Source organism: Streptomyces sp. NPDC045701 (genome assembly GCF_056432045.1).
The window spans coordinates 311,071-323,860 of record NZ_JBWKJV010000001.1 but is presented as its reverse complement, the minus strand read 5'-3'; the positions used below and the strand labels follow the sequence as shown (position 1 = coordinate 323,860).

The following is a 12,790-nucleotide window of genomic DNA, read 5'->3' as shown; positions in this document are numbered from 1 at the left end:
GGCGGAGTGTCGCACACGGGTACGACACTCCGCCTGGGGGTTCCGTATGACGGAAACCGCTGGTGCGGCGCGTGACGGGGTCAGAACGCGTCCGTCGGGACGTACGTCCCCCACACCTCGCGCAGCGCGTTGCAGACCTCGCCGACCGTCGCCCGCGCCTTCAGCGCGTCCTTCATCGGGTACAGGACGTTGTCCGTGCCCTCGGCCGCCTTCTTCAGCTCCGCGAGCGCCGCGTCGACCGCCGCCTGGTCGCGCTCGGCCCGCAGCTTGGCGAGCCGCTCGGCCTGCTGGGCCTCGATCGCCGGGTCGACCCGCAGCGGCTCGTAGGGCTCCTCCGTTTGGAGGGTGTAGCGGTTGACGCCGACGACGACCCGCTCGCCGGAGTCGGTCTCCTGGGCGATGCGGTAGGCGGACCGCTCGATCTCGTTCTTCTGGAAGCCGCGCTCGATGGCGTTGACGGCGCCTCCGAGGTCCTCGACCTTCGTCATCAGCTCCAGGGCGGCGGCCTCCACCTCGTCCGTCATCTTCTCGACGACGTACGACCCGGCGAACGGGTCGACGGTGGCGGTGACGTCCGTCTCGTACGCCAGGACCTGCTGCGTACGCAGGGCCAGGCGGGCGCTCTTGTCGGTCGGCAGCGCGATGGCCTCGTCGAAGGAGTTGGTGTGCAGCGACTGCGTACCGCCGAGGACCGCCGCGAGGCCCTGCACGGCGACGCGCACCAGGTTCACCTCGGGCTGCTGGGCGGTCAGCTGCACGCCCGCCGTCTGGGTGTGGAAGCGCAGCATCATCGACTTGGGGTTCTTGGCGCCGAACTCGTCGCGCATCACCCGTGCCCAGATCCGGCGGGCGGCGCGGAACTTCGCCACCTCCTCCAGGATGGTGGTGCGGGCGACGAAGAAGAACGACAGGCGGGGCGCGAAGTCGTCGACGTCCATGCCCGCGGCGACGGCGGTACGGACGTACTCGATGCCGTCGGCGAGGGTGAAGGCGATCTCCTGCGCGGGCGAGGCCCCGGCCTCCGCCATGTGGTAGCCGGAGATCGAGATGGTGTTCCACTTCGGGATCTCGGCCTTGCAGTACTTGAAGATGTCGGCGATCAGCCGCAGCGACGGCTTCGGCGGGAAGATGTACGTGCCGCGGGCGATGTACTCCTTGAGCACGTCGTTCTGGATGGTGCCCGTCAGCTTGTCCGCCGGGACCCCCTGCTCCTCGCCGACGAGTTGGTAGAGGAGCAGGAGGAGGGCGGCGGGGGCGTTGATGGTCATCGACGTGGAGACCTTGTCCAGCGGAATGCCGCCGAACAGCACCCTCATGTCGTCGATCGAGTCGATCGCCACGCCGACCTTGCCGACCTCGCCGTGCGCGATCGGCGCGTCGCTGTCGTGGCCCATCTGGGTCGGCAGGTCGAAGGCCACGGACAGGCCCATGGTGCCGTTGGCGATGAGCTGCTTGTAGCGGGCGTTGGACTCCACGGCGGTGCCGAAGCCGGCGTACTGCCGCATCGTCCAGGGCCGGCCGGTGTACATGGTCGGGTAGACACCGCGCGTGAAGGGGTACGAGCCCGGTTCGCCCAGTTTCTCGTCGGCGTCCCACCCGCTGAGTGCGTCCGGCCCGTACACCGGCTCGATGGGCAGACCCGACTCCGACTCGCGCGCCATGTGCTGTGCCTTCCGATAGACCTACTCGCTGGTACCGACCCTCGCGACGGACTGTAGCGGCGGGCGTGCGGCGGGTGGAGAGCCGCACGCTGGGACCTTGCTCACAGCATGCTCCGCGCCGCGCAACCAAGCACCCCTGGGGAGCATCCATTAGGTACAGGTCGACAAACTCGGGGGGCTCACATGCACCGCACATCCGTCATACGCAGAACCGTTCTGGCCGCCGCGGCCGTCGCGCTGGCGGCCACCGGCTGCACCGCCCAGGCCGTGGGGGCGGCCGGGGGGTCCGCGTCCACCTCTCCGGCGTCACCGGAAACCGGCGCCTCGCCGTCCTCCGCGGCCTCCGCGGCGGGCGGCGCCGAGCCGACGGCCTCCGCCCCGGCCGGGACGCCCGCGACGCCCGCCGACAAGGTGCTGATGGCGGAGGGCACCGAGAACGAGCAGGTACGGGAGCTCCAGGCGCGGCTGCGTCAGCTCGGGCACTTCCACCGCAGCCCCACCGCGTTCTACGGCTCGATGACCGGCAAGGCGGTCTCGGCGTTCCAGCAGGCGCGGGGCCTGACCGCGACCGGCGAGGTCGACGGGCGCACCTGGGCGAAGCTGACGGCCGCGTCGCGCAAGCCGACCGCCGGGGAGCTGCGTCCGGCCACCACCAACGAGCTGGACAAGCCCGACGCGCGCTGCATGACGGGCCGGGTGCTCTGCATCAGCAAGGAGAGCCGGACCCTCGCCTGGATGATCGACGGCAACGTGGTCTCGGCGATGGATGTGCGCTTCGGCTCGGAGAACACACCGACCCGCGAAGGCACGTTCAAGGTCGACCGCAAGGAGCGGCAGTGGAAGTCGACGCTCTACCACACGTCGATGCCCTACTCGATGTTCTTCAGCAGGGGCCAGGCCGTGCACTACTCGGCGGACTTCAAGGCCCGGGGCTACAGCGGCGGCTCGCACGGCTGCGTCAACGTCCGGGACATGGACCGGCTCTCCGCCGTCTTCGACCAGGTGAAGGTCGGCGACAAGGTCGTCGTCCACTGGTGACGTGATGTGACGTCATGGCTGAGGAGGAGAGAGGGCGCGAGCGGGACCGGGGGAACGTGTCCCGCCCGCGCCATGTGCGCTGAGCCGTAGGTACGGGGGGAACCCCGGCTCTCCGCGCTGCCGATGACCAGTCGGCTCACTCATTACTGCGCCGCGGGGTGGAAAAACGTCACACCCTCACCGAACAATTTATGAAACCGCAGGTCAGAGCGGTTCGGGACGGGACGGGAGCGGGGTCGCGCCCGGCCCGGGAGTCGCGTCCCCGGGGGCCGGGACGGCGCGTGCGGCGCGGCCGCGGCGGGGGCGGGGGTGCGTGTCCGGGGTGGCGCGGGGTGGGCGGCAGGCGGCGCGGGGCACGCGTGCGGCAGGCGGCGCGGCCACGGCGGCGCGGGGTGGGCGGCAGGCGGCGCGGGGCACGCGTGCGGCAGGCGGCGCGGCCACGGCGGCGCGGGGTGGGCGGCAGGCGGCGCGGGGTGGGCGGCAGGCGGCGCGGCCACGGCGGGGGCGGTCAGAAGAGCAGCCCGGTCCGCCGCACGGTGAGCGACGGGGCCAGCGGCCGCCATGAGGCCGACGGGCGCGCCGCGTCCGAGTCGTCACCGTCCTGGCCCTCGTCACCGCCGCCCTCGCCCCAGCCACCGCCCGCGCCGGCCCCGCCGCCGGAGCCGTCACTGCCGGAGCCGCCGCCGGAGCCACCGGAGCCGGAGCCCGCGCCGCCCGCACCGGACCCGGCACCCGGGATCGAGCCGCCGGGGCCCGTACCGGTCGAGCCGTTCCCGTACTGGAGGTCCCCGGCCAGCACCTTGTCGCAGAGGGCCTTGAGCTTGGCGGGACCGTTCGCGGCGTCCTCCAGCTTCTCCCGGCGGTCTTGGTCGAGGCGGCCCGCACGGTAGTCGCGGCAGTCCCGGGCGGTCCGCGCGAACCAGTTGGCGTCACCGTCCGGGCCGGTCACCGAACCGGACCCCGCGCCCGCGACGTCGGCCGTGTCGCCCCCGGAGGGCCCGCCCGTGGCGTCGCCGTCCCCGACGGCACCGTCGCCCTCCGGGTCCGGCCGCCCCGGCACGCGCTCCCTGCCCGGGCCGGGCGTCGCCGACGCGGACGGCGGTACGGCGCCGGGCTCACCGGCCGTCGCCCCGGGCGTCGCGGAGCCGGGCCCACCGGTCGTCCCGCCGGTCGGCGACGTGTCCGGCGTACCGTCGGCGGACACCGACGCGGCGGGCAGCGGCTCGCTGTCGCCGCCCAGGACCGGCAGCACGCCCGTACCGGCGCCGACGGCCACGCCGCCGACCGCCAGGCCGGCCACCGAGGCGGCCAGCCCCCAGCGCACGGGCCGGGCCCAGCACATCCGTCTGCGGGGCCCGGGCCGGGTGCGGACCGGGCCGGCCTCCGCCACCTCCGGCACACCGGACGCGCCCGGGGCGGCTCCCGCCCCGGCGGCCTTCTCCGCCCGCGCCGCGCGGAACGCCGCCACCGCGGCCTCCTCGCCCGCCAGTTCGCCCGTCGCGGGGCCGGCGGTGGCGCGCAGGGCGTCCAGCGCCCGCTCGACCTGCCGGGCCCGCTCCCGCGTGTGATCGTCGAAGGGGCCGACCGGTTCACCCCGAAGCAGGTTCTCCGCCGCGTCCTGGTCGAGCCACTCATCCCGCTCGTCGGCCATCACATGTCCCTCTGCGTCCGCGCGCGCCAATGCGTCACACCGGTACGCACCCGGGAACCGGCCCGGCGACCGGGCTGCGGCGGTACGGCGCTCAGCGCGCCGGGCGCGGTCCCGGCAGGCTCGCCGCCCGCGCCGTCCGCGTCCAGCAGCTCGGCCAGCCGCTTCAGTCCGCGGTGGGCGGCGGTGCGTACGGCGCCGGGGCGCTTGCCGAGCGTCTCGGCGGCGCTCTTGGCGTCCAGCCCGACGACGACGCGCAGGATGACGGCCTCCGCCTGGTCCTGCGGGAGCTGGGCGATCAGGTGCATGGTGCGGCCCGTGGAGAGGGCCTCCATCGCCTCGTCCGCGGTGTCGGACTCGGCGGGCTTGTCGGTCAGCTCCGTCTCGTCCCCTCCGACGGCGGGCCGCCTGCCCCGCATGCGCAGGTGGTCCAGGGCGCGGTTACGGGCTATTCGCGCCGCCCAGCCGCGGAAGCGATCGGCGTCACCGCTGAACCGGTCGAGGTCGCGGGATATCTGGAGCCAGGACTCGGACGCGACGTCCTCCGCGTCGGCGTCGCCGACCAGCGTGCGTATGTAGCCGAGCAGCCGCGGGTGCACGGCGCGGTACACAGCACGGAAGGCTTCCTCGTCCCCGTCCTGCGCCGCGAGCACCGCGGTGGTCAGCTCCGCGTCGTCCCCCAGCACTCCCACTACCTGTTCGTCATCGCGGCTGGTCACCGCCGTCGCTACGCCCGGCGCGCAGCAGCACGCTACGTGGTCGTGCGGCGTTACGTCCATGTCCTGTACAACCTGCGACATCACATCCACCGAGTGCGGTGTGACAGAAAACGCATGCGTGGCGCTGTTAGGAGTACGGGGCCGTACCACGGACCCGTGGACGACGACCGGGGCCTCTCCTGTGGGGGGTGGCGGCCCCGGTCGTCCTCCGCCGCCGCGCACGGGCGTGCAGGTCACGGCCTGCCCTTCCGGCCCGGAGCGCCGTTGCCGGCGTCCGGCTCCCCGCCCGCCTCGCGCCCGGCCTTCTTCGTACCCTTCCCGCCCGGTTCGGCCTTGCCCTTCCCGCGCGGCTCGGCGTTCGGCCCGCCCGGCCGCTCCGAGCCCGGCTCGGCGTTCGGCCCGCCCTGCGACTTGGTGGGCTTCCCGTGCGGCTTGGTGTGTGCCTCGGTGGCCGGTGCCGTGTGCGGCTTCCGTCCGGCCTTGTCCCCGCCTTTCGCGTCCGCCTCGTGGCCCGCCCTCGCGGTCGGCTTCCGCCCGGGCTGCCCGCCCGGCCCCGCACCCCGGCTCGCCCCGGCGCCCGGCGTCGATCCGCTCTTCCCGTCCGGCCGCGCGCCCGGCCGCCCGGTGACCGCCGCCGGCGCGCGCCCGTCCGGCACCGCGCCCGCGCCGGGCGTCGCCGCCGGACGGTGCGGCGCTCCCTCCCGGTCGGCGAGCGGTGTGGCGGGTACGCCGGCCTCCTGCGGGGACACCGCCGAGGGCCGGGGCTCGGGGGCGGCGCCGCCGCCGTCCCGCCCGCTGAACGGCGAGTCGATCACGCCGGTCTGCGCCGCCACCGCGACCCCGCCCACCAGAACGGTCGCCGCCAGCCCCATCGCCGTGGCCCGCAGCGAACGCAGCCGCCGCAGCTCCCGGCCGGGCCGCCAATCGTCGCGCCGCCGGGTGCGGCGTACGGCGTGCTCACCCTCGTCCCTGGCCGCCCGGAACGCCGCGACCGCCCGCTCCTCACCCGCCGGGTCGACCGCGCCGCCCAGCAGCGCCGCCGCCAGCAGCGCGGCCGGCCCCGACGTGTCGCCCGCCCCGATGTCACCGTCCCGCGGTTTCCTGTCCCTGCTCATCACCCAGCTCCGCCCTGCGCCAGTCGCCCGGCGAGTTTCCTCAGTCCTCGGTACGCGGCGGTGCGCACCGCTCCCGGCCGCTTGCCCAGCACCCTCGCCGTCGCCGGGCCGTCCAGCCCCACGACGACGCGGAGCAGCACCGCCTCGGCCTGGTCGCGCGGCAGCCCGCGGATCATCGCGAGCGCCTGCTCCGTCGACAGGCTCTCCAGCGCCGCGGCGGCGGTGTCCTGGCCGCCCGGCAGCTCCAGCACGTCCTCTTCGATCAGCGAGGTACGGGGGCTCCGCCGCTGCTTGCGCAGGTGGTCCAGCGCCCGGTGGCGGGCGATGGTGGCCGTCCACCCGCGGAAACCCGCGCCGTCCCCCTGGAACCGCCCGAGGTCCCGGGCGATCTCCAGCCACGCCTCGGCGGCCACGTCCTCGGCGTCGTCGCCGACCAGCCCGCGCACGTATCCGAGCAGTCCGGGATGGACCAGCCGGTACGCCCACGCGAACGCGTCCTCGTCCCCCTGCTGAGCCCGCTCGACGGCGGCGCCGAGTTCCGTGTCGTACGCCCCCACGCTGCCCTCTTCGCGCCGCCCGTCACAGTTCCCCCGACTTCTCTCTGCGTCAGGGGGCCGGAAAATGTCACAACGGCACCTTCTTCCGGCGCCGCGGACCGTGTCAGCCGCCGCGGGGGGCTCCGTACCAGCGCCAGGACGCCAGCCGGTCCCGCCCAGGGAGGTCGCCGCGGCCGGTGGCCCACAGCAGGGTGGGCCAGGGAGCAGTGCCGGCCGGCGCGCCGGGGAAGAGCCGCGCGAGTACGCGGCGGCAGAGTCCGGCCGGCGGGTCCCAGGGCAGGCCGAGCCCCTGGGCGACGTCATGGGTGTGCACGAGGGTCTCGACGACGCCCATCGCGGCGAAGCCCGCCGCGTCGGACGCGCCGAACACGTGGTGGGAGCGCACCCCGGGCGGGGTGACCCGCACCATCGCGGCGAGCATCGCCCCGCACGCCTCCAGCACCTGGAGCAGTCCGGCCGCCCCGGCGCGCCGGTCGGCGTACGTGACGTTCGCCGGCCCGCCGGGACGGCGCGGCTCCCACAGGAAGGGCAGGTGGGTGTCGAGCGGCGGGCGTTCAGGGCCGAGCTGCGCGGCGTACGCGAACAGGTCGTCGGCCAGATGCTCGACGGTCTCCCAGCAGGTCCACTCCAGGGATCCCGCCCGGGCGTCCCAGTCGGCCTCGCCGTCCGCCTCGCCGAGGGCGCCCACCGCGAGGCGGACGGCGGCCAGGACGTCGTCGGCGGTGACGGGACCGCCGCGGTCCTCGTCGCCGGTCAACCGGGCGGCCGGTCGGTGGGTGGCCATGGCGCTCCTCGCGGTCCCGTCGGGCGGGTACGGTCCACCCCGTACGCCCGTACAGCCACTCACCGTACGGGTTCGGCCCAGGCGGCGTACGTGAGGACCGTCTCGCCGTCCGCAAGGTCGAGGCGGGCCCGCGGGCCGTAGTGCACGCGGTAGGCGAGCCCTTCGATCTCGACGAGCCCGCACTCCGTACCGCCGCCCACCGGCTCCTGGAAGCCCGGGCTCTCGACCACGTCCCACCCGGCCTCACGGGCCAGGTACACCCACTCCTGGTAGGCCTCCTCGTTCCCGCCCACGTCCGGGTCCGTGTCGCCGACCCGGATGAGGATCTGTACGGGGTCCACCCGCCGCCCCTGCGCCATCACCGACCGACCTTCCGCACCGGACTTCACCACCTGCGGGGACGGGTCCCCCGTCGGGCGGGGTCAGAACGCGCCGAACGCCCCGCCCGCCCGGATCACCGCGGAGCCGGCCGCCAGAGCGCACACCCCGATGCCGCCCATGACGCAGGCCACCGTGCGGTGACGAGCGGCCAGGGCCACCGCCGCCAGGCAGAGCAGACCTCCGGCGACGCGGAGCAACCGCAGGGACAGGAGGACGAATCCCAAGAGCGCGATCGACAGGACCACGCCCATGAGACCCCCGCGAGTGTAGGTGTTGACGGAAGCAATGAGACCGGAAAGCGTGAACCCGGTCAACAGAGCTGCCGCACGTCCACAGAGGCATCCGAACGCCGCACGAGCCGGACCGGCCCGTGCGGTCGTGACCCGTGCGTGCCCGGCGGGGCGGCGCCTAGGCGGCGTCGTCGGCGGGGAAGTCCTCCTCGAAGCCCTCACCGAAGCCCTCGTCGGCGAGGTCCGCCTCCCCGACGCCCTCCTCGTCCATCATCGCGCCGGCGAACCCGCCCATGAGCTCGTCCAGGTTCAGCTCGGTGGCGCCGGCCGGGGCCGTGGGCCTCGTGCCCTGGCTCATCCGCAGCACCAGGCCGAGCTTCTTGACCTTCGCGTCCTCGGCCAGCTTGGCGAGGTCGACGTTCACCTCGGTCAGCTCGCCGTTCCTGAGCGTGAAGTCGGCCGTGACCTTGGCGTCCGGGGCGTCCTTGAGGTCCTTGGCCGTCGGCAGTTCCACCCCCGGCGGCAGGTCCTTCGCCAGCGGGCGGATCTCGTCGAACAGTTCGGTGATCAGCGTACGGAAGGGTGCCGTGGCGGTGATGTGCTCGGTGCCGTCCTTGCCGCCGGAGGTGGTGAAGTCGACCTCGCGGGCGATGGTCTCGCGGAGGGCCTCCAGCAGCTTCTTCTGGGTCCTGGCGTCAAGGGTGGGCTCCGGTGCGGGCTTCGCGCCGGGCTCCGCGCCCATGTCGGCGCCGGCCTTCTCCATCTCCTCGGTGTTGAACTTCACCCACTTGCCCTCCAGCACCTTCTTCAGACCTCCCGCCTCGGGGGGCAGGTCCTTGACGGTCGGTACGGGAAAGCCCATCGCCTTGCCGACGGCGTCCACGTCGGTGCGGATGTAGGTGTGGTCGCCGACGACCCGGTACTCGATCAGCTCGCCGTCCGGGCCGCTGATCTTCATGGCCATGCCGACGTAGTCCTTCTCGCCGGACTCGTCGATCGGCTTCTTCGACTCCACCGTGACGCTGATCTTCGCCCCGCTGAGCAGCTCGGCGGCCTCGTCGGGCATCTCGTCGCCGGGCTCCGGGTCGGTCGTGGCGTCCAGCGCCCTCAGCGTGGCGGCGTCGGTGTCGAGGTCGAGCTCGAAGGAGATCGACTTCTCCTTGCCGAGCCTCTCGAAGGCCTGGTCGAGCTTCTTGCCGGCGGAGAGCTGCTCCACCGTGCCACAGGCGGCCGAACCCGCCAGGACGGCGCCGACGACTGCGGTGGCGGTCAGGGTCTTGCGTATGGCGGTGATGATGGTCTCCTCGTCGATGCGACCACGGCGTGGTCACTCAGAAGACCCACGACTCCTCCGGAAGGTTGCCCTGTCGGCCCGTTCCGTCCCCGCGCCCCGGGGCAGGGCCGGGGATCCCGGCCGGCCGGCCGTGGTCAGGCGCCGCGTCCGCGCCGCGAGAGCACGGCCCGCAGCACCCGCCGCGCCTCGGCCGAGACCTCCAGTACCGGCCGGAGCCCGTCGGAGGGGCCGTCCGCCGCCGCGGCGGCGAGGAGCTCCAAGACCTGCGCCTGCCGCCGCGCCTCGGCGTCCGCCAGCGGCCCGCCGCCGAGCCGTTCGTGCGCCTCCCGCGCGGCGCCCGAGCACGTCCCGGCCCAGGCGGACAGCGCCGGCCCGTCCCACGCGGACGGGGCGGTGCCCAGCATGTCCCGTACGAGCGCGGCGGCGGGGCCGGCGTCCTCGCCGTCCGTCACGGCGGCCCTGACCTCCTTCAGCCGGGCGGCCCAGTCCGCCCCGCCCTCGGCCACGCTCCGCCACAGGGGGCGGAGCAGGTCGTCGGGCGCGGAGCCCAGCAGGGGAAGGCAGCGGTCGAGGCAGGCCAGCGCGGAGGCCGCCGGCCCCCGCTCGCCGATCCGGGCGGTCGGCTCCTGCGCGCTGTGACTCATGGACGTCTCCCGTCGCGGACGCGGTTCTCCCCTTACTGCGCCGCCTGGCCAAAATTCATCACTGCGTGTGGCGGGAAACCATCGGTCAGCGACCGTCCGCCCCGCCGTCCAGCCGGTCCGCGAGCGTGCGGAAGGCCTGCCAGGTGAGCTGCGGCCGGGCCGGATCCCACAGTTTCTGGGCCGTCGCCCGCAGCGGCATCCGGATGCCGCTCGCCACCTGCGCCGGGGTCTGGGAGCCGGCCAGGTCGCACCAGACGGCGAACCGGCCGCCCAGGATCTGGTCCGCGTACCGCTCCGGCACCGCCGACGAGCCGCGCAGCACCAGCGGCGTCCACTCCTGGTAGATCCGCCGGCCGGTGGGGTACGTGAACCGGTTCGGCTCGCCGAGCACGTAATAGAGGTACTCGTCGTTGAGGTTCACCATCTCGCGGCCCTCACGCAGGTACTCCACCGGTTCGCGGGCGCCGATCTCCTTGCCCGTCCAGTACTCGACCTCGATGCCCTTCCGGGCGCTCGCCGCGCCGCCGGGGAAGAAGCCGTCGTTCCATGCCTTGGCCTTCTTCCCCGCCGCGCCCACCACGGCCGCCCGGTCGTTCAGCCAGCCGGTCGCGAGGTCCTCGACCCCGGCGTCCGGGCCGTACCGCTGCCGGGCCGCCCGGGCGAGCTGCGGGTACGAGGCGGCCGGGTCGCGCACGGTCAGCGCCTGGTACTCGTCGGCGCCGATGTGGAACCAGGGGCCGGGGAACAGCCCGGCGTACTCGCGCAGCAGGTCGTCGACGATCCTGGCCGACTCGGGCTTCGAGATGTCGATGGCGCCCTGCCTCGGGGTGCCCCGGGTGTTGCGCAGCTGGAGCTGCGGGTGCGCCCGCAGGACGGCGCCGAGGTGTCCGGGCGAGTCGATCTCGGGCACCACGCTGATGTGCAGCCGGTTCGCGAGCGCCACGATCCGGCGGACCTCGGCCTTGGTGAGGTGCGGTCGCGACACGACCTCGGGGTGCGAGGCCGACTCGATGCGGAAGGCCTGGTCGTCCGAGAAGTGCAGGCCGAGCTGGTTGAGCTTGAGGTCGGCCATGTCGCGCAGCCGGTCCTCCAGCCACGCGGCGCTGAAGTGCTTGCGGGCGATGTCGACGTTGAGCCCGCGCTGTGGTTTGGCGGGCCGGTCGCGCACGACGCCCTCCGGCACCACCCCGCCCGAGCGGAGCGCCTGTTTGACGGTGCGGGTGCCGTAGAAGGCCCCGGCCTCGTCGGGCGCGGATATGCGCACCCGGCCGCCCCGGGTGGTGAGGGTGTACGACTCGGGGCCGCCGGCCTGCCCGGTGTTGAGGGCGAGCTCGATGTCGCCGGGGCGGGCGGCGGCCTCGCCCCGGTAGGCCGCCTTCAGCTCGCCGGCGAGGAGCCGGGCCTCGTCGGCGAGGGCGCCGCTGCCCTTGGCGACGACGACCGCGCTGCCGCTGCCGGGCCGCCAGCCGGGGCCCCGGGCGGGTTCGTGGTCGCGCACGGCCGGGATGGTGCGGGGCGCGGTGGAGAGCGGATACGTCCGTGTGGGTGACGGAGGGGGTGGTGTCGTCGGGGCCGGCGTGGTGGTCTCCGCCGGTGGGGTGGCGGGTGTGGTGGCGGTGCCGGGTGCCGCGGTCCCCTGGTCGCCGTCGCCGCCCCCGCAGCCGGCGACGGTGAGGGAGAGCACCACGGCCGTGACGAGGCCCCCTGTGGAATGCCGGTTCACGCGCTTACCTCCGTCCATGGGTGTCCATGGCTGTACGGAAACTCTCTCTTCCGAGTGAACTTCTCGCATCTCTCGTCCAGCGCACGCTCACCCTGGGTAATGTTGTGCCCCTCCCCTCACACCTTCCTCACAAATCTCCCGCGTCCCGTCCGCTGTCCTTTCCGAGGAGCCCACGATGGCCGGCGACTCCACCGCAGGCGGTCCGAAGCGACCGCCCACCCTCCCGGCCCGGGCCGCCGCGCCCGGATCCGGCGCCGCGGGGGCGGCCGCCCGGTCCCGACACGCCCAGCCCGAGGCCGTACGCACATCCGGACCGGCCCGCCGCCAGGGCGCCCAGCCCGACGGCACGCCGCTGGGGGCCCAGCGTCCGGAGGCCGCCCGCGCCCGGCCCATACCCGCCCAGGACCACGGGACGCGCGCCCTGGAAGGGCTGGCCCGGTTCAACGCCGCCCCGGCCGCCGCGGCCGAGGCCGCCCTGCTCGCCTGCTGCGGCAGCCGCGGCTGGGCCCGGCTGATCGCCGCCCACCGCCCGTACCCCACGCTCGACGCCCTGCTCGCCGCGGCCGACGAGGCCAGCTACGACCTGGCCGGCCCCGACCTGGACGAGGCGCTGGCCGACGAGACGTCGGCGGGCCTGCCACCGGGCACCCCGGCGGCGGCGCACACCGCGTGGGAGGCGGCACACGCCGAGTACGAGAGCCGCTTCCACCACGCCTTCGTGATCTGCCTGGACGGCCACCGGCCCGAGGAGCAGCTCAACCAGGCGCTCTCGGCCATCCACCTCCGGATGAGCCACCCGCCGGAGAAGGAGCGGGCGATCGCCGCCGACGAGCTGCGCCGCCTGGCTCGTGCCCGTTTGTCCCGTCTGATCGGACGAACCGGCCCCTCGGGTAGCCCGTCCGTGCCTGTTTGATCACACCTGGGGACCCCGGGCGAGGGATCCGACAAGTCGTCGCTACGATGACCGGGGCCGGTGGACCGTACCCGGCCGGGTCA

The 12,790-nt window shown here is 74.4% G+C and carries 13 protein-coding genes; 2 read left to right on the top strand and 11 right to left on the bottom strand.

Going from position 1 to position 12,790, the window contains the following annotated elements:
- Positions 1-80: 80 nt before the first annotated feature.
- Positions 81-1,661: an acyl-CoA mutase large subunit family protein gene (locus AC07DW_RS01630; RefSeq protein ID WP_478855588.1), complete on the bottom strand. Its 1,581-nt coding sequence runs from the start codon at positions 1,659-1,661 to the stop codon at positions 81-83.
- Positions 1,662-1,844: 183 nt separating this feature from the next.
- On the opposite strand from AC07DW_RS01630, the gene AC07DW_RS01625 reads away from it, so the two are divergent.
- The gene (locus tag AC07DW_RS01625) at positions 1,845-2,699 is read left to right on the top strand and encodes a L,D-transpeptidase family protein (protein WP_478855587.1); all 855 of its coding nucleotides are present in this window, start codon (positions 1,845-1,847) and stop codon (positions 2,697-2,699) included.
- A 508-nt stretch (positions 2,700-3,207) separates the two neighbouring features.
- Here AC07DW_RS01625 and AC07DW_RS01620 read toward each other — a convergent pair.
- The 10 genes from AC07DW_RS01620 to AC07DW_RS01575 all read right to left on the bottom strand — a co-directional run bounded on the left by AC07DW_RS01620 (position 3,208) and on the right by AC07DW_RS01575 (position 11,812).
- Positions 3,208-4,350 (bottom strand): hypothetical protein, encoded by a 1,143-nt coding sequence (locus AC07DW_RS01620; RefSeq protein ID WP_478855586.1) that lies wholly within the window; start codon positions 4,348-4,350, stop codon positions 3,208-3,210.
- Positions 4,350-5,033, bottom strand: a complete 684-nt coding sequence (locus AC07DW_RS01615) for an RNA polymerase sigma factor (RefSeq protein WP_478855714.1) — start codon at positions 5,031-5,033, stop codon at positions 4,350-4,352. Before AC07DW_RS01615 ends, AC07DW_RS01620 begins: the two co-directional genes overlap by 1 nt.
- 266 nt (positions 5,034-5,299) lie before the next feature.
- Positions 5,300-6,181 (bottom strand): hypothetical protein, encoded by an 882-nt coding sequence (locus AC07DW_RS01610; RefSeq protein WP_478855585.1) that lies wholly within the window; start codon positions 6,179-6,181, stop codon positions 5,300-5,302.
- Positions 6,181-6,738, bottom strand: coding sequence for an RNA polymerase sigma factor (locus AC07DW_RS01605; RefSeq protein WP_478855584.1), 558 nt, complete (start codon positions 6,736-6,738; stop codon positions 6,181-6,183). Before AC07DW_RS01605 ends, AC07DW_RS01610 begins: the two co-directional genes overlap by 1 nt.
- 103 nt (positions 6,739-6,841) lie before the next feature.
- Positions 6,842-7,522, bottom strand: a complete 681-nt coding sequence (locus AC07DW_RS01600) for a maleylpyruvate isomerase N-terminal domain-containing protein (RefSeq protein ID WP_478855583.1) — start codon at positions 7,520-7,522, stop codon at positions 6,842-6,844.
- 59 nt (positions 7,523-7,581) lie between these two features.
- The gene (locus AC07DW_RS01595; RefSeq protein WP_478855582.1) at positions 7,582-7,881 is read right to left on the bottom strand and encodes a hypothetical protein; all 300 of its coding nucleotides are present in this window, start codon (positions 7,879-7,881) and stop codon (positions 7,582-7,584) included.
- A 63-nt stretch (positions 7,882-7,944) separates the two neighbouring features.
- The gene (locus AC07DW_RS01590) at positions 7,945-8,154 is read right to left on the bottom strand and encodes a hypothetical protein (protein WP_478855581.1); all 210 of its coding nucleotides are present in this window, start codon (positions 8,152-8,154) and stop codon (positions 7,945-7,947) included.
- A 157-nt stretch (positions 8,155-8,311) separates the two neighbouring features.
- Complete coding sequence (locus tag AC07DW_RS01585; protein ID WP_478855580.1) at positions 8,312-9,349, bottom strand: hypothetical protein; 1,038 nt, start codon at positions 9,347-9,349, stop codon at positions 8,312-8,314.
- Between the two features lie 212 nt (positions 9,350-9,561).
- Positions 9,562-10,071 carry a hypothetical protein gene (locus AC07DW_RS01580; RefSeq protein ID WP_478855579.1) on the bottom strand — a complete coding sequence of 170 codons (510 nt, stop codon included), beginning with the start codon at positions 10,069-10,071 and terminating at the stop codon, positions 9,562-9,564.
- An 85-nt stretch (positions 10,072-10,156) separates the two neighbouring features.
- Complete coding sequence (locus tag AC07DW_RS01575; RefSeq protein WP_478855578.1) at positions 10,157-11,812, bottom strand: beta-N-acetylhexosaminidase; 1,656 nt, start codon at positions 11,810-11,812, stop codon at positions 10,157-10,159.
- Positions 11,813-11,969: 157 nt separating this feature from the next.
- Here AC07DW_RS01575 and AC07DW_RS01570 point away from each other — a divergent pair, with 157 nt between their 5' ends.
- Positions 11,970-12,707, top strand: coding sequence for a 2-oxo-4-hydroxy-4-carboxy-5-ureidoimidazoline decarboxylase (locus AC07DW_RS01570; protein ID WP_478855577.1), 738 nt, complete (start codon positions 11,970-11,972; stop codon positions 12,705-12,707).
- The last annotated feature ends 83 nt before the right edge of the window (positions 12,708-12,790 follow it).